Source organism: Lentibacillus sp. Marseille-P4043, assembly GCF_900258515.1.
Classification (GTDB): domain Bacteria; phylum Bacillota; class Bacilli; order Bacillales; family Amphibacillaceae; genus Lentibacillus_C.
Genome location: NZ_LT984884.1, coordinates 2,024,264 through 2,040,029, shown reverse-complemented (window position 1 = coordinate 2,040,029; position 15,766 = coordinate 2,024,264). Strand labels below are relative to the sequence as shown.

20 protein-coding genes are annotated in these 15,766 nt (G+C 37.5%); 2 read left to right on the top strand and 18 right to left on the bottom strand.

Features of this window, described 5'->3' with window-relative positions; translation table 11 throughout:
• Positions 1–349: 349 nt before the first annotated feature.
• The 16 genes from C8270_RS09910 to C8270_RS09835 form a co-directional block, all read right to left on the bottom strand.
• Complete coding sequence (locus C8270_RS09910; protein WP_106496672.1) at positions 350–703, bottom strand: flagellar protein FliT; 354 nt, start codon at positions 701–703, stop codon at positions 350–352.
• The gene (fliS, locus tag C8270_RS09905) at positions 703–1,104 is read right to left on the bottom strand and encodes a flagellar export chaperone FliS (RefSeq protein ID WP_106496671.1); all 402 of its coding nucleotides are present in this window, start codon (positions 1,102–1,104) and stop codon (positions 703–705) included. Before fliS ends, C8270_RS09910 begins: the two co-directional genes overlap by 1 nt.
• Positions 1,105–1,119: 15 nt before the next feature.
• A complete protein-coding gene (flaG, locus tag C8270_RS09900) occupies positions 1,120–1,497 on the bottom strand; it encodes a flagellar protein FlaG (protein ID WP_234028538.1) in 378 nt (125 codons plus the stop codon).
• Positions 1,498–1,581: 84 nt separating this feature from the next.
• The gene (gene csrA, locus C8270_RS09895; RefSeq protein ID WP_106496670.1) at positions 1,582–1,809 is read right to left on the bottom strand and encodes a carbon storage regulator CsrA; all 228 of its coding nucleotides are present in this window, start codon (positions 1,807–1,809) and stop codon (positions 1,582–1,584) included.
• Positions 1,781–2,260: a flagellar assembly protein FliW gene (gene fliW / locus C8270_RS09890; RefSeq protein WP_106496669.1), complete on the bottom strand. Its 480-nt coding sequence runs from the start codon at positions 2,258–2,260 to the stop codon at positions 1,781–1,783. Before fliW ends, csrA begins: the two co-directional genes overlap by 29 nt.
• Positions 2,261–2,289: 29 nt before the next feature.
• A complete protein-coding gene (locus tag C8270_RS09885) occupies positions 2,290–2,859 on the bottom strand; it encodes a DUF6470 family protein (protein ID WP_106496668.1) in 570 nt (189 codons plus the stop codon).
• Positions 2,860–2,958: 99 nt separating this feature from the next.
• Complete coding sequence (flgL, locus tag C8270_RS09880) at positions 2,959–3,852, bottom strand: flagellar hook-associated protein FlgL (protein ID WP_106496667.1); 894 nt, start codon at positions 3,850–3,852, stop codon at positions 2,959–2,961.
• Between the two features lie 10 nt (positions 3,853–3,862).
• Positions 3,863–5,449: a flagellar hook-associated protein FlgK gene (gene flgK / locus C8270_RS09875; RefSeq protein ID WP_106496666.1), complete on the bottom strand. Its 1,587-nt coding sequence runs from the start codon at positions 5,447–5,449 to the stop codon at positions 3,863–3,865.
• A 39-nt stretch (positions 5,450–5,488) separates the two neighbouring features.
• Positions 5,489–5,983, bottom strand: a complete 495-nt coding sequence (locus C8270_RS09870) for a flagellar protein FlgN (protein ID WP_106496665.1) — start codon at positions 5,981–5,983, stop codon at positions 5,489–5,491.
• A gap of 13 nt (positions 5,984–5,996) precedes the next feature.
• Positions 5,997–6,263: a flagellar biosynthesis anti-sigma factor FlgM gene (gene flgM, locus C8270_RS09865; protein WP_106496664.1), complete on the bottom strand. Its 267-nt coding sequence runs from the start codon at positions 6,261–6,263 to the stop codon at positions 5,997–5,999.
• A 97-nt stretch (positions 6,264–6,360) separates the two neighbouring features.
• Complete coding sequence (locus C8270_RS09860) at positions 6,361–6,789, bottom strand: TIGR03826 family flagellar region protein (protein WP_106496663.1); 429 nt, start codon at positions 6,787–6,789, stop codon at positions 6,361–6,363.
• Between the two features lie 55 nt (positions 6,790–6,844).
• Entirely contained in the window at positions 6,845–7,528 is a 684-nt protein-coding gene (locus C8270_RS09855; RefSeq protein WP_106496662.1) for a ComF family protein, read from the bottom strand.
• Between the two features lies 1 nt (position 7,529).
• Positions 7,530–8,933 (bottom strand): DEAD/DEAH box helicase, encoded by a 1,404-nt coding sequence (locus C8270_RS09850; RefSeq protein ID WP_106496661.1) that lies wholly within the window; start codon positions 8,931–8,933, stop codon positions 7,530–7,532.
• A gap of 80 nt (positions 8,934–9,013) precedes the next feature.
• A complete protein-coding gene (locus C8270_RS09845; RefSeq protein ID WP_106496660.1) occupies positions 9,014–9,856 on the bottom strand; it encodes a DegV family protein in 843 nt (280 codons plus the stop codon).
• A 258-nt stretch (positions 9,857–10,114) separates the two neighbouring features.
• On the bottom strand, positions 10,115–10,807 hold the full coding sequence (locus C8270_RS09840; protein ID WP_106496659.1) for a response regulator: 693 nt from the start codon (positions 10,805–10,807) through the stop codon (positions 10,115–10,117).
• Positions 10,808–10,966: 159 nt separating this feature from the next.
• Positions 10,967–12,106 carry a sensor histidine kinase gene (locus tag C8270_RS09835; protein WP_106496658.1) on the bottom strand — a complete coding sequence of 380 codons (1,140 nt, stop codon included), beginning with the start codon at positions 12,104–12,106 and terminating at the stop codon, positions 10,967–10,969.
• Positions 12,107–12,247: 141 nt separating this feature from the next.
• Here C8270_RS09835 and C8270_RS09830 point away from each other — a divergent pair, with 141 nt between their 5' ends.
• Entirely contained in the window at positions 12,248–12,895 is a 648-nt protein-coding gene (locus C8270_RS09830) for a YigZ family protein (protein ID WP_106496657.1), read from the top strand.
• Positions 12,896–12,952: 57 nt separating this feature from the next.
• On the opposite strand, the gene nagB is transcribed toward C8270_RS09830, so the two are convergent.
• Complete coding sequence (gene nagB, locus C8270_RS09825; RefSeq protein WP_106496656.1) at positions 12,953–13,678, bottom strand: glucosamine-6-phosphate deaminase; 726 nt, start codon at positions 13,676–13,678, stop codon at positions 12,953–12,955.
• Between the two features lie 3 nt (positions 13,679–13,681).
• The gene (gene nagA, locus C8270_RS09820; RefSeq protein WP_106498506.1) at positions 13,682–14,860 is read right to left on the bottom strand and encodes an N-acetylglucosamine-6-phosphate deacetylase; all 1,179 of its coding nucleotides are present in this window, start codon (positions 14,858–14,860) and stop codon (positions 13,682–13,684) included.
• 136 nt (positions 14,861–14,996) lie between these two features.
• On the opposite strand from nagA, the gene C8270_RS09815 reads away from it, so the two are divergent.
• The gene (locus C8270_RS09815) at positions 14,997–15,725 is read left to right on the top strand and encodes a GntR family transcriptional regulator (protein ID WP_106496655.1); all 729 of its coding nucleotides are present in this window, start codon (positions 14,997–14,999) and stop codon (positions 15,723–15,725) included.
• Positions 15,726–15,766 lie beyond the last annotated feature (41 nt).

Genomic DNA, 15,766 nt, shown 5'->3' with positions numbered 1-15,766 from the left:
ATTTACTATTCAACAATACCCCGTCCAATTCCTGCTTAAACCAATAAATAATTAAAAAAAGTTGAAGATTTTTGTCGAAAAGTTTAGGAAGGCTTTCTACAAGGCTCTTTTCGTATTGTTTGTTGCTTTTTAAATTTTGTAGTTGATACAAAAATGTGCACTAATTATCGCTACGGAAATAACTTCGCTTTCCGGGGGCAACGCTTCAGCTTCCACGGAAGAAAAGCACTTCCTGCTGTTGTGTATAAAACAACGAGCTTTTAGAAAACATCCTTCTGTGAAAGGGGGACAAATAACATGTTTTGTTTCATAAAAAAAGTAGAAAACCTCTTTTTTGAAAAGAAGTTTCCTACTCTTTTTTATCCATAAACATTCCGTCAATCGTTTGGACATTTTTATATGGATTTGTGTATGTCTTATTTGACCTTTTTTGTTTTTTAACTTGTTTCATTTCCTGTTTTAAATCAGCAAAAAGAGAAGTCATATTTTCCTGTATGGTGTTGTTCATCGTAACAAGCTTTTCGCCGATTTGATTTTCTTCATCTGTGAATGGAGGTGTAAGTTCTTGTAGAAGATCCCCTCTTTTTTCTATTAACCGATTGACATCAACAATAATTGCTTCACGATTCTTAGCCGAGATATCTCGACTAAGTATTTCCTCCAACTCTAACGTAACTTGAAATAGTGGCTTCAGGCGATTCATCAAACACTTGCCCCTTGCGTAAATTGTTTTTGACGGGTTTTCAAAATGACTTCTTTCCAAGTGTCTCGAAATTCAGTTACAAAACCGAGAACTTCTTCAAGCAGTGCCACATTATTCTTTATATTTCCCTCTTTAAGTTGAAACTGCATGTACTCATATAATGGTAGAAGCTGATTGGAAATTTCAACTTTTGGATCTAGTGTTATCATTAATTCCTGAATAATATTTTGCGCCTTCTGTATGTTCGTATTTTTAGATTCATAATTTTTTCCGTCCATATCTTTCATCGCTTGTTTGATGAATTTGATACAACCGTTATAAAGCATTAAGGTTAACTCACCACTAGATGCCGTGTTAACCGAATTATTTTGGTAGGCTTGATATTGTTTGTTTGCTGCCATTTGCAACACCCCTTATTAAATCTTCTCGTCCACTAACAATCCCATAAATTCAGCCATTGCCGCATACATATCCAGCATTTTTTTCGGTGGGATTTCTTTAATTACTTCGTCTGTTTTTGGATTTACAATCGTGACATAATACTCGTCCAGTTTTTCATGGTATTCAAACTTTAAATTCGTTCGAAGTGGTTCCATAAAATCGTTTAACTTTGAAAGAACGCTTTTTACGTCTTCCTCATTTGTTTTTTCTTTGCTATTATGCAAGGTATTTCCCTGCTCCTGTGCAGATTCCATTAATTCACTAATAGATCGATCCTTTGCAGTTGTCATTTGCTCGTTGTTATTTCTATAATGCAAGGGGTGGGATCCGTTCTGTACATTTTCTAACCTCATTGCCCATGCAACTCCTCATTTTCTTTTTATATCGGCTATAAAAGAGAAATGTTTAAGTGTAAGTTCACAACTATTTATGAAATATTATGTATTGTCTTCATCCGTTAACAGATGCAGCAAATCAAACGGTACATTAGCTGCTTCACCATTTTGTTTTTGAATATCTAAATAGACTTCTTTCCGATGGATTTCCACAGACTTTGGAGCGGCAATCCCTAACTTAATTTGGTCACCATCAATTTCCAACACATTAATTTCAATGTCATCCCCAATTTGAATAGCTTCATTTCGTTTCCTGGTTAATACGAGCATGATGATTCTCCTTTCGCTTAAAGGATTCAGATGGGAAAATTGGTGCTTTTGATGGGTACTCATCTGTCGTTATAATATATTGTTTCCCAAGTTGCTTTGTTGGGTTAATAATTACAGGTGCCTTTAAATTTAATGTGCTCGTGTTAAATGGATTTTTCAAGGTGACAATCGATAGAACAGCGACATCTTGTTCCGTATCAATGTGCAAATTTTCCAGGATTGTATCATCTAAATCAAATGCGTATTCTTGATAAAAGTGGTACGGATTTGTGACGATAAAAGCGAGACTTTCAGTTGTCACAGATTGTAAAAACTGAAAAACTGGGTTTCCAGGAAAATCTAATAAAACAAATTCTGTTTGCTCATCGAACCCAGGTAACCCCATTCGAAAGGTGATTCTTCTACTGTCCTCGACGTTTATTTGTCCAAGGTATTTTGTATTTAATTTCATCGATAAAACCATCCTTTTTTATAAACTCCCTACGACTCTGGAAATAGATGCACAAAATCAATATCTAAGTTTTGATACTGTTTCATGTTAATATTCACTGATCCACGTTCATATTGGTGGGTCGGTTTATTTATCTTAGCATCAATAATCGGCTTATTCGGTTTTACATCAATATCCACTTCTGCAGGCTGATAATCCAAGTGAACCGAAAACTGGGAAGGAATAAATTTTATACCAAGCGTTTTCATCCCATCAAATGCATTGGCAATTGCCTGCTGTGGAATCGGGTTCCCTTTATTTTCAATTTTCATCAATTGTGCACCTTGTTCAGCGCGTCTCCCAATTCCCTCAAGCAAAGCCTGTTGGCCCTCATTCGCAAACTTTTTAATCAGTTTTGAAACATGCATGCGATTCATGTCTTCCCAGGCCTGTGTCTGGTCGATGTTAAGCTTAGCAGGTTTCGTTTTCATCGTTAAGTCTGCTTTGGGCTGCTCAATCGATAGGTCTGCTTTAGGTTGCCGAATCTCCTGTCTTGCCGGAGTTTGCTGAATCTGTATTTTTGCCATTTGGGATTGAAGTCGTATTTGTGGTAACTGCATGTACCTGCCTCCTAACCTAATTAAAAGCTGCATTTCGAATAATTTTTTGTAAGTAAAAGCCCTGAACACTGTATCTAGGCGTGATCAGGGCTGAATTGATTAGCGGAGAAAATCTACTAATGACGGCTGAATAATTTTGGACCCAGTTGATAGTGCTGCACGATGAACGCTTTGTTGCGTAATTAATTGGGTGATAACTTTTTCATAATCGATATCCTCGTTTTCCGACATCATGCGTTTTGCCGAAATTTCTTGATCACCCAAACGGTTTTCTACTAAATCTAATCGATTCATACGTGCGCCTAAATCGGCTCGAGAATTGATGACATTATCAATGTTTTCATCGATGGTGCCAAGGCTTTGTTCGATAGCAGCCTGGTCGTCATCCTCAAGTGCATTAATGAATGTGTCAATATCATCAAATATATCACCTGCAGTATTAGAATCACCTGCAAAAACACTGCCCACATCAACATTTGCCTGCAGTTTTGTCCCTTTGGCAACTTCAATCATGACGGGATCTGTATTTTGGCCTCCGATAATTTCCCCGTCTTCATCAAAAGGCGCTGTATTTGTATTTGTCCCATTAAAAATATACTTCCCGTTCACATTCGTGTTTGCAATATCAATAAGATGCTCTTTCAGCTGTTCAACTTCTTCTTTAATATTTTCACGTTGTTTTTCATCATACGTATCATTACTAGCCTTAACCCCTAGCTCACGCATTCTTTGTAATGCTTTTGTTGCTTTATCAAGAGCGGCATCGGAATTGTCCATCCACGTGTGAACTTCATTCGTATTGCGTAAATATTGTTCAACTTCCGTCACTTGTGAACGATAATTAATGCCTTTCATCGCAATTACTGGATCATCTGATGGTTTGGTAATCTTTTTACCGGTGTTAAGCTGATTAAAATATGTATTCAAACTATCATAGCTTTTCGTTAAATTATTCAGCATATTGTTTGATAGCATACCTTGTGTTATCCGCATATTAAATTACCTACCTTCCTACTAAGCCCATATTATTAATAATCCGATCAATCATCTCATCAACTGCTGTCATGCTTCTTGCTGCCGCACTATATGCATGTTGGAATTTGATCATATTGGACATTTCTTCATCAAGCGATACCGAGGTCACCGACATTCGCTGGTTTTCCACTTGGGAACGGAGAATACCCGTATTATTCGTCATACGGTTTGCCTCCTGTGCCCGAACACCTAAGTCACCGATGAGTGATTCGTAAAAACTATTTACAGATGTGTTGTCCCCTAGATCGACCGCTTCGGCATCGTCAAAAATATCGGCTAATGCTAAGGCGTTATCACCATCGCCAGAGAAGTCTTCCGCACCTGCTGCAATCAAATCAGGATTATCCAAGATATCTTGATTTACAGTAATCGACCCGGCAGCACCTGTTCCAGAATAATCTTCAAAGAAAGATTCTACATCTCCTCCTGTATTACCATTTAGGTCATACCCATTTTTATGTTGGGCATTAAATGCGGATGCAAATTGTTCGGCCATTTTATCCAGGTCGGAAAGCATGTCAGTATATTCGCCTTTTGTAATTGAATTGCCACTTGCATCCTTAGCATCAAATCCATAGGACTCTATAAAACCTTTCAGCGACCCATTCGATGGAAAGGCCGATAGTGAAAGAACGTGCTTTGAAACAAAAGGCTGATCATCAATTTGTTCGCCAATTCTTATATTCTTCATAACATCAAAATTTTGATTATCATCACCAAATTCTACTAAAAATTGTTGATATGTTTCTCCTGTCGCATCAGGATCTCCATTCACTAATTTAATTGGATCATCAAACGATTTCCCCTCATTATCTACCACTTCAATCGTCGCCAATCCATCAGCAATATCTAATGAACTATCACTACTCTTTTCATAGCTTACTTTAATATTAACGATCCCTGACAATTCATCGATCAAGCGATCACGCTCATCATATAAGTCATTTGGTAAATAGCCATTAGTTTCAATATTTTTAATTTGCTTATTAAGTCCGTCTACTTGCTTGATTAACGAGTTTGCATCCTTAACCGTTACATCAATTTGATTTTTTAGATCGGACCGGATTGAATTCAGTGAATCAGATAAATAGTTAAATGTTTCTGCCACTGCAAGTCCCCGTTGAGCAACTACTGATCGTGCACCAGAGTTCTCCGGATTCACAGAAAGGTCTTGCAATGATTGCCAAAACTGATCCATTGTTTTTGATAGGCCACTCTCAGATGGCTCGTTCATTAGTTCTTCCATTCGGCTAAGTGCATCTGCTTTTGTATCCCAATAGCCTGCTTTACTATTTTCCGAGCGAAATTGGTAATCTAAATACTGATTGCGGATTCGTTGTACTGTTCCCGCTTCCACACCAGTACCTAATTGACCAGCAATTTGCGGACGATTTCTTGATGCACTTGGGTATGGTGTCAATGTTTCAAAATTCACACGTTGTCTTGAATAGCCTTCCGTGTTTGCATTCGAGATATTATGACCAGTTGTGTATAATGCTGATTGTTGTGCAAATAGTGCCTGTTTGGCCATTTCTAAACCATGGAACGTACTCATTTACAGGTTTCTCCTCTCTCTTCCTCTTCCCAAAAACATTTATGCCTTTGAGTCAAATACCGATCGTTTAGCCGCTTCTGTATTTTGGCTTTGATCTTTGCCGTAATTCAAATTCTTCAATGATGGACTCATCATATCTAAAGATAATTCAACGAACTTCATTGACTGTTGAATTAATGCATGATTTAGTTGTTCTTGCCTTTTTAAACTTGTCATTGTTTCCGTTAAAACGGTTGTTGTTTGAACTAACCGTGCACTGATGTCCTGATCTTCAATGTGTTCAAGCATGTTCGTTATTGTTACCGTTTCATCAGCTAATTGGTTATCTTTAAACCAACTTTCGACTAGCTGTTGACGAACTTTTTCAAGTTGTTCCAATGCTTGTACATGCTGACGCTCTTTAATCAGCAACGGCTGCAATTCGTCAATGGAACCTTGTTTAATAACATCCGTCTTCTCCTGAGAAATTGCTAGGAGTGATTGATGAAGTTTCGTTAATTTATCAAGCGTTTCTATAATTTGTTGAACGGACAAAGTGACGTCCTCCTTATCGGTGCTTCGACCAAAATGCAATCATTTTTTGGGCAGCTTTTTCAGGATTCACCTGGTATTCGCCAGATTCAACTGCCTTCTTTATGTCTTGAACATACTTGGAACGTTCAGCACTTGGTTGACTATTTTCCTGAAGTTTTTTTGCTTGATTTGAGATTTCCAATTGATCCAATTTATTGGAGTCCTTTTTATATTCTTGTTGCTTTTGTATATGATTTTTGTACGGATTAAAATTCGTTTGATTCGGACCGTGGATTTTCATTTTTAAAAACCACCCTACCTTTCGTTACATGTTCCGTCCATTGCCATCATTTCCTGTCTTTATTATCGGCATATTTTCGTAAAAGTAAAGGTATGTTTTATTGATTTTTATTTCGACTGTCTATGCTGTAATAAATATTTTTCTTCGCTTCTGCTTCTTCTCTGGCCAATTGCCGTTGTTCCAGTTTTTCCTGCTCTTCCAAGTCTTGCAAAATTTCCTGTGAACAGGACTCACACAATTTGCCTGTCACAATATTTTTTCCGCATCGTTCACACGGGTAGGCAAGTTTTGGAAATTGGGATGTTCGTAATCGCTTTTCCTTAATAAATTTGATTATTAATTTCTCTTCAATCCCTGTTGCATCAACAATTTCCGTCAATGTTGCTTCCCTATTTTCTCTTTTACGTAAAAAACTATATACCACATTAAATGCTTTTTCTTCCTCTTTGTAACACTCTTGACATATGTCACGAATATTTTTAACGAAAACTGCACCACAACGTGAGCAATTTGCTAATTCAGCCATCATGAATCCCCCAAGTTTTTTTACTCTATTATAACATATAGCCACTTTAAATCCGCTATCCACGAATCAATGTGTACGCATAAATGTTAGGACAGCCTCCCTCTTTTAACAGTTCAGCTGCATGCCTCAAAGTTGTACCTGTTGTATATATATCATCGACCAAAATGATTGGTTTGTTAATGTTTTTGGTGAGTGTAAATGGATTTTTTGAAAATATCCGCTCTTTCCTCGTCTTCTTCGATTGTTTTTCTCCATCAATGCGTGTAATGATTTCTTGACATGGAAGAGGTAAAAAGTCGGCTAACATCTTTGCTTGATTAAAGCCGCGATCCTTCAACCTTTCCGCGCTTAATGGTATTGGGACCGTCACTGTTTCCTTAGGCAAAAAATTAAAATGCTGTTTAAAGGCTTGATAAAAATTCACCTTAAAAATATCGCCTAAACAATAGTCACCACGATATTTCCATCTTGTGATGACTTCCTGAATCGCTTCATTATAAACAAAAACAGAATAATTATTAACCAAAGGGTCGTAACCTAATTTATATTGTTCCCAACGCAAACAATCGGAACAGACAGGCTTCTCACTAATCCTGCTACACTTATTGCATCGCTCCCCCTCAAGCAACTCAAGTTTACACTCACAAGTCTCACAAAGATACGTTTGCTTGGACAAAAAAAGAATCGTTCTCCAGCTCATTTCTGGGATCAGTTGCTGATCACACCATAAACAATGCATCTTAACGAAAACCTCCCCGCTTGTTCATGTTACGAATTGATCTTACCGCTTGTACCATCGCTTCTGTTTTTCCATCATGTAAAAACAGTATTTCACCTGTAGGATCATCAGGACTTCTACCAGCACGTCCTGCAATTTGAACTAATGCTGCCTCGTCGAACACGACATGTCCAGCATCAAAAACAACAACATCAACGGAAGGAAACGTAACCCCTCGCTCTAAAATGGTTGTTGTTACAAGTACAAAAATTTGTTTTTCTCTAAATAACTGCACTTTCTTCTCACGGTCTGGATCTGATGCGTGGACAAAAGTAATATCTGTAGCCTTTTTCAGCACTTTCGTCGCAAGTAATCGTCTCGTTAGGTCAGTTTTTAATCTTTCAGCTAATTTTATCGTTGGGACAAATACTAATAATTGACGTTTTGGATTGATTCGATTTTTCATCCATTTTAGGAACGTCTTAGGCGGGGTAGTGTTGGCTAAATTCTTTTTCAGGTTAAGACACATTTTCAGTGTAGGGATAGGTAATGGATGACCATGAAATCGGATTGGTACAAAAACATGTGGAAGTTTTTTACGTTCGATTTGCATTCGCTGGATTTTTCGTGGTGTTGCCGTTAAATAAATCATCGTACCTTTTGTTCTTTTTGCTCGACTGGCTGCAAAAGGAAGTGATGCATCAGCATGAAATGGAAAAGCATCAATCTCATCTATAATCAGAACATCAAAAGCATGCTTAAACCGAAGTAACTGATGGGTTGTGGCAAGGATAAACTGTGCATTGGCAACTTTTTCTTCACTCCCGCCATACAACCCCTGGATTGACACGTGCGGGAAGGCTTGCTTAATACGAGGAAGGAGTTCACGGACAACATCTGCCCTTGGGGTTGCTAAACAAATACGCTGACCTAGTTGAAGTGATTTCGTAATTCCCTGAAAAAGCATTTCGGTTTTACCTGCTCCACAAACGGCCCAAACAAGTAATTCCGACTCCTTATTTCCAATCGCCGTCACAATTCGATCTGCCGCAGATTGTTGATGATCAGTAAGCTCTCCGTCCCAAAAACAAGGGTCTTTGTGTGTCGACCAATCCGGATGTGGTCCTGTCCATTGATAAAGGTACTCACATTCCATCACACGGCCCATCTCAATGCATTTCCGACAATACAGATGGACTTTATGACAAGACTGACAGGGAATCTTAGCAAATAATGAAGCTTGTTTGTTTCCACAGCGATTGCATTGTTGTTGATAAAATGTTTTGGTAATTGAAGAAAATGGAGTAAAATGTCCTGTAATAACAAGTTGTTGAAAGGCTTCATCTTCCAGCGGTATTTCGCTTCGTAATAATAGTTTCCCGGAAAAATGTTTCGAGTAATCTTGAAGCGCTTCTGTACTATTCAATTGAATCACACTCCTGAGGGTATAATGGGGAAAACATTACTACCAGCCGAGGCCATGGCTGGCAGTTCTATTCATATTCTCTATTTCGCATACCAAGCAACACCTAATGCTCCTTCACCTAAATGTGTACCGATTACTGGTCCAAAATAGCTTATCGAACTATCTAGGGTTGGCGATTTCTCATCGATTTCTTTCTGTAATTCAATCGCCGCATGCTCACAATTCGCATGGATAACAACTACCCTGAGATCTTTCCCCTTGTTGATATCGTCTTCTACCAATCCAATAATTCGATTTAATGCTTTTTTGCGTGTACGAATTTTTTCAAATGGAACAATTACTTTATCAACAAAATGAAGAATCGGCTTCACTTGCAACAAACTTCCAACAATAGCTTGTGCACTATTTAGGCGGCCGCCGCGCTGTAAATTCTTTAAGTCATCTACCATAAAATAGGCGCGCATGCTTTGCTTCATTTCATTAAACCGATCAATGATGGCTTCTGGTGTGTGACCAGCCTTAACCATCTCGACTGCTTCTAATACATAAAATCCTTGTGCCATACAACTTAACTCTGAATCATAAGGGTAAACTTTTATTCCATCAACCATTTCTCCAGCACTAGCGACTGCTTGAAGTGTACCACTAATACCACTTGATAAATGAATAGAAATAACGGCATCATAATCAGCAGCAAGCTCGTTCAATTTAGATGTAATGTATCCAATTGATGGTTGCGAGGTTTTTGGTAATTCCTCTGCTTGTCTTACTTTTTGATAAAATTCTTCTGTCGTTATGTCGACTTCTTCCTGATAGGATGTATCACCGAATACAACACTAAGCGGGACCATATGAATACCAAGTTTTTCTCTTGTTTCAACAGGTATATATGCCGTGCTATCTGTCATTACAGCAATCTTCATTTACGAACCTTCTCCTCTGCAAGTTTTTCCGAAATACAAAATAAATTAATCCAGCCTACATGATTAATTATTATTTTACATGATGCAAATAGAAATTGCATCAATTAAATAACACAATATTATAGCTATCGTCAAGCATGCACGTCAGAAAAAAATACCCTGCTACCATATGGCAGCAGGGTACAGTTGTAACAAAGCTATGGAAATAACAAAAGCGTAGGCACTGGGCGTCGAAGCTAGACATGGCTCACAAATACGCTATATAACTTCTACCCATCCCTTGCGGATAGCAGAAACAACGGCTTGGGTACGATCGTTTACATTCATCTTTTGTAAAATATTACTTACGTGGTTTTTCACCGTCTTTTCACTGATATACAAGGATTCAGAAACAGCACGGTTACTCTTACCTTCTGCAAGTAATTGTAGTACTTCACATTCACGTTTGGTAAGTAAATGAAGTGGTTTACGATATTCCACACCATATTCTGAGAAACCGAGCACATTGTCCTGTGCCAAACGACGATATTCTTGAACCAAATTGTGTGTTACTTTAGGATGCAAATAAGATCCACCATCACTAACGACCTTAATTGCCTCAATCAATGCGTCTGAATCCATTTCTTTTAATAAATAGCCCTGTGCACCAGTTTTTAATGCATGTGTGACATAACTTTCATCATCATGAATAGATAAAATAATCACATGTGTGTTTGGAAAATTTTTAACCAAATCTGAAGTAGCCTGTACACCATTCATATTCGGCATATTAATGTCCATTAAAACAACATCAGGGTGATGCTCTTTCACAATTTCCTCAGCAACAATCCCATCATCACCTTCTGCAACAACATCAAATGATGGTTCAAATTCCAAAATACGTTTGACACCCTCGCGAAATAGCTTATGGTCGTCGATTAACACAATCTTTGTTAGTTTGGTTTTATTCATAGCTTTTGTTCCTCCTACATCATCTAATTCCAAGTTTATCTATTACCCTATTACATATTTAAGTGTAAAGTTATCGCTTCTCTTTATATCGGTATATGGATAGTGACTTTATATATGTCTTTCGTCACGAATTTTCGGGCTGATTGTATAGTCTATTTGTCACTCTATCGTGTATGGAACACTTATCAATATAGTTGTCCCGTTGCCAATGACCGAATCAATCGTCAACGTACCTTCTAGCATTTCTACTCGTTCACGCATGCCGATCAAACCAAATGATTTGTCTCGTTTCATAGACGTATCAAAACCTTTACCATTATCTTTTATGACGACAATCACATGTTTTTTATTCATTTCAACCTTTACTTTTATTAATGTTGCTTCAGCATGTTTTGTGGCGTTTTGAACAGCTTCTTGTACTAAGCGAAAAATAGCAATTTCATACTTTTGATTTAATCGTTTTTCACTACCCATGGATATAAATTCTATTTTAGTAGAATGATAGTCTTCAATTGTTGATAGATATTTTTTCAGAGTTGGTACAAGGCCTAAATCATCCAATGCCATCGGGCGGAGATCATAAATGATTCTGCGTACTTCATACAATGATGAGCGAATCATTTCACGCACACTTTTAATTTCCTTTAAGGCATTTTCAACGGTTCCTTCACGAAAAGTCCGATCAACTAATTCTGATCGCAATAATATATTTGCTAACATTTGCGCGGGCCCATCGTGAATTTCCCTTGATATCTTTCTGCGTTCTTCTTCCTGCGCTTCGATAATTTTTAGGCCAAATTCTTGTTTCTCTTTTGCTTCTTCAATCATTTCATTAACTTGTTTAAAATCATCATTTAGATAGGTGAGGATGACGGTTATTTTTCCTGCGAGCCCTTCAGCACGCTCAATTGTCTGGTCCAAGGAAATTAATCTTCTTTGTAGATCATCACGCTTTTCTCGTAGTAACTTTTCTTCCTGACGCAGCATCGCCAATTCGGTTTGCATTTTATGGGTGCGTTCATAAACTTCTCGTATTTCATCTTCTGAATACCGATCGAAATATTTACTAACTTCAGATAAACGCTGTCTAGAAAATCGCACCTTTTGTTGAAGCTTATCTCCATCACCGATATGTTTTAGTACTTTTTCCTTGGTTTCCGTTAGTTCCTTTTGTAGTGCTTCATAATCACTACGGGCCGCTTCACTTATATTAAAAATTTCATCCTTGCTATTTTCAACAACATCGATCATTTCGTCTATTACAGTATCTAGCGCTTTTTCTGAAGTTTTACGTACCATCGTTCTAACCACCAACCTATGCTATAATAATTCGCAAGTTATTCTTTTTTTAATAGGGTCTTTTTGGAAAGTTTATCCCTTTTTGTATTCCATCATTCCTACAGACTTATACCGTTATTTGCCTAGGAGGTTAATTGTAACATGTTATCTAACTATTATACCGTAAAAAACGAAGGATCAGACCAGATTATCATTCAAAAATCGCGCTTTATTGGCCATGTGAAACGTACGGAAACCGAAGAAGCGGCACTTGACTTTATCCAAACGATTAAGAAAAAACATCATGACGCCACCCACAATTGTTCAGCTTATCTCATCGGTGAACATGATCAAATTCAAAAAGCTAATGACGATGGCGAACCAAGTGGCACGGCAGGTGTACCAATATTAGAAGTTTTAAAAAAGCAAAACCTGAAAGATACGACCATTGTTGTTACCCGTTACTTTGGCGGTATTAAACTTGGTGCAGGGGGCTTAATCCGCGCTTATGGCAGCACAACATCACAAGCCATTCACACAACTGGTATTGTTAGACGTCAATTAATGCAAGGAATTTCTATTACTATTGATTATACCATGTTAGGCAAGCTTGAGAATGAAATACGCAATTCCCAGCATCTTTTATCAACCATTCATTATTTGGAAAAGGTAGAACTAATTGTTTATGTGAAAAAGGGTGAAGAACAATCGTTTAAGGAATGGATTGTTGAATTAACAAGTGATCAAGCAACAATTACTGATACAGACTTGAAATATGTTGAAATAGATGTAGAAAAAAGCGGAGAATAATCCATGTGCTATATTCCAAGATTGGAATATAGCACAGTCATTTATCATCGTTGTGTATTACACATTTCCAAGTGCAGCCTCATCAGCAATCAAAACAACATTCCCATGTTGTTTTAGAATCGATGCTGGAAAACTTTCCGAAATCTCACCATTTACTAGTCGAGCCACAGCATCTTTCTTTTTCTCTCCAGATACAAGCAGGACAATTTGCTTGCTATTCATAATTGAGTTAATCCCCATTGTAATTGCTTTCGTTGGCACATCGTTAATCGAATTAAAGAAGCGTGCATTTGCTTCCCGAGTTGATTCATCTAGATCAACAATGTGCGTTCTGCTGGAGAATGGAGTCCCTGGCTCATTAAAACCGATATGACCATTTAGCCCGATTCCTAACACTTGAATATCAACATTGCCTGCTTGGCTTATTTTTTGCTCGTAATCCTGACATACTTTTTCTAAATCGTTACCTACCCCACTTGGCAAATTTGCTTGATCAGTTGGAATATCAATATGTTTAAACAGTTTCTCATACATGTAATAATAATAGCTATTTGGATCGTTTTTTTCCAGACCAACATATTCATCAAGATTAAAAGTCGTTGTATTTTTAAATGATAGCTCCCCATTGCTGTACTGTTCGATTAACTGTTGGTACAATCCTTCAGGTGTAGATCCTGTTGCCAAACCAAGAACAGGATTCTTTTTCGTTTTGATTACATCCGTTAACAGGGCACATGCTTTTTCACTCATCTTCTGGTAATTGTTTACTCTAATAATTTCCAATGGTTATTCCCCCTTATATGCCACTATTCCACGGCAAATTGTTTGTTGAATCGATAATGCATCATCGACAATTAACATGTCGGCGTCTTTTCCCACAGTAATACTACCTTTTTGATCAAATACATTTAATTGCTTGGCAGGGTTTGCAGATGTCATTTCAATCACATTTTCCATTGTTACATCATTTAATTGCAACATATTTTGAGCACCTTGATGCATTTTTAAAATACTACCGGCTAATGTTCCATCTTCTAACACAGCGCGATCTTCTGTTACAATTACAGGCTGACCACCAAGTTCATAGTTTCCTGCCTGCAAACATTTTGCCCGCATCGCATCTGTAATTAAAATTAATCGTTCACTTCCCATATTATCATATATTAATTGCAACATTTCTAGTGAAACATGAATACCATCTGCAATTAATTCCGCTCGTAATTCCTCCAACTGTAGTGTAGCTCCAACGACACCAATATCACGATGATGAATCCCTGTCATGGCATTGCACAAATGAGTTACTTGTCTAACTCCGTGGGAAATTGCTTTTTTTATACCCTCGAGGCCAGTGCCGGTATGTCCAGCAGAAACGTTTACACCAGATTTATACAAATAGGAAATAAAGGATCCATCCGTATCATGTTCAGGTGCTAATGTAATTGTCTTTATCCTATCACCAGAAAGTTTCTGCCATTTTTGAAACTGCTCAATGTTTGGTTCCATAATATATTCGAGTGGCTGTGCACCCGCTTTACTTTTTTCTATAAATGGACCTTCCAGATGAACCCCGATCACATCTGCCTGTCCAGATTTACTTTGATAGTTTGCGACGTTTATTAATGCATTATCAATGTTTTCCGGAGCTTGAGTAATGGTAGTCGCCAAGAAACTTGTTGTCCCCTCCTTTGGCAATGCTTTCGCCATTGTGTCAAGTGCCTCTTCTGTAGCGTCCATTACATCAGCACTATCTGCACCGTGAATATGCCCATCAATAAATCCTGGGATCACATTTCGATTTAGTGCATCGATTATTTCCACTTCTTCAGCCATTTGTGCAGGCTGTTGATTATTTGAATAAATCTCCTTTATTTTACCGTTCTCTATCAATAATGATCCATTAGATAACACCTGTGTTTCAGTAAAAATTCGCGCATTTTTAATGTATAGTGACTTCTGGTTAGCCATATTCGTTCCATCCTCCAATTTCAAGCTAATAACCCCATTATAACATATATATAGTTGTCTATACATTTATAGAGGTGTATACAGGACTTTTTTTATTTGCTAAAATTACAAGTAAAATCGTTAGAAGGGGATTCATATGATCAACAAAAACTCTCCATTACCAATCTACTATCAATTAGAAGAAGAGATAAAAAGATTAATTCATACAGAACAACTACTCCCAGGTGAATTGTTACCTTCTGAACGGGAATATGCCGAAAAATATGATATTAGCAGAATGACAGTAAGACAGGCAATTAATAACCTTGCTGCTGAAGGACTATTATATCGTCGCAAAGGGAAAGGTACATTTATTGCTGAGAAAAAGTTTGAACAGGATTTACAAGGCTTAACAAGCTTTAGTGAGGATATGCGTTCGCGTGGGTTGACCCCTGCTAATAAATTAATCAGCTTTCAATTAGTAAAGGCAACAGAGGAAGTTGCTTCATTACTGAATTTGGAAATAAAGGATCCCGTTTACGAGGTGAAGCGAATACGCCTCGCAAACAACGAACCAATGGCTTTAGAAACGATTTACACACCTAAAAAGATCGTTGGAGATTTACAGGAAAGTAATTTTGCATCATCATTTTACCAATTCATCGAAGAAAAACTAAAGTTCACCATTAAACATGGAGATCAAATAATTGAGTCAGTTATTGCTAATGATTTCGAAATTGAACACTTAAACTTAAAGAATGGCGACCCAATCCTGCTTATGCAACGGATAACCTATTTGAATGATGACAAGAATTCCCCGCTCGAATATGTAAAATCCGCCTACCGCGCTGATAAATATAAATTCAAATTACAGATGAAACGGTAAGGAATGAGAAACCATACAAAAAAGCTAGTGCCCGTATTCGT

Excerpts from the sequence above, each read along its gene's own strand:
- flaG (WP_234028538.1), bottom strand. The coding sequence starts at position 1,497 with ATGAGGTTAGAAAATGTACAGAACGGATCCCACCCCTTGCATTATAGA.
- fliS (WP_106496671.1), bottom strand. The coding sequence starts at position 1,104 with ATGGCAGCAAACAAACAATATCAAGCCTACCAAAATAATTCGGTTAAC.
- flgK (WP_106496666.1), bottom strand. The coding sequence starts at position 5,449 with ATGAGTACGTTCCATGGTTTAGAAATGGCCAAACAGGCACTATTTGCA.
- C8270_RS09845 (WP_106496660.1), bottom strand. The coding sequence starts at position 9,856 with ATGAAGATTGCTGTAATGACAGATAGCACGGCATATATACCTGTTGAA.
- flgL (WP_106496667.1), bottom strand. The coding sequence starts at position 3,852 with ATGCGGATAACACAAGGTATGCTATCAAACAATATGCTGAATAATTTA.
- C8270_RS09830 (WP_106496657.1), top strand. The coding sequence starts at position 12,248 with ATGTTATCTAACTATTATACCGTAAAAAACGAAGGATCAGACCAGATT.
- C8270_RS09860 (WP_106496663.1), bottom strand. The coding sequence starts at position 6,789 with ATGGCTGAATTAGCAAATTGCTCACGTTGTGGTGCAGTTTTCGTTAAA.
- nagA (WP_106498506.1), bottom strand. The coding sequence starts at position 14,860 with ATGGCTAACCAGAAGTCACTATACATTAAAAATGCGCGAATTTTTACT.
- C8270_RS09885 (WP_106496668.1), bottom strand. The coding sequence starts at position 2,859 with ATGCAGTTACCACAAATACGACTTCAATCCCAAATGGCAAAAATACAG.
- C8270_RS09855 (WP_106496662.1), bottom strand. The coding sequence starts at position 7,528 with ATGCATTGTTTATGGTGTGATCAGCAACTGATCCCAGAAATGAGCTGG.
- C8270_RS09910 (WP_106496672.1), bottom strand. The coding sequence starts at position 703 with ATGAATCGCCTGAAGCCACTATTTCAAGTTACGTTAGAGTTGGAGGAA.
- C8270_RS09835 (WP_106496658.1), bottom strand. The coding sequence starts at position 12,106 with ATGGTACGTAAAACTTCAGAAAAAGCGCTAGATACTGTAATAGACGAA.
- fliW (WP_106496669.1), bottom strand. The coding sequence starts at position 2,260 with ATGAAATTAAATACAAAATACCTTGGACAAATAAACGTCGAGGACAGT.
- C8270_RS09840 (WP_106496659.1), bottom strand. The coding sequence starts at position 10,807 with ATGAATAAAACCAAACTAACAAAGATTGTGTTAATCGACGACCATAAG.
- C8270_RS09815 (WP_106496655.1), top strand. The coding sequence starts at position 14,997 with ATGATCAACAAAAACTCTCCATTACCAATCTACTATCAATTAGAAGAA.
- flgM (WP_106496664.1), bottom strand. The coding sequence starts at position 6,263 with ATGAAAATCCACGGTCCGAATCAAACGAATTTTAATCCGTACAAAAAT.
- csrA (WP_106496670.1), bottom strand. The coding sequence starts at position 1,809 with ATGCTCGTATTAACCAGGAAACGAAATGAAGCTATTCAAATTGGGGAT.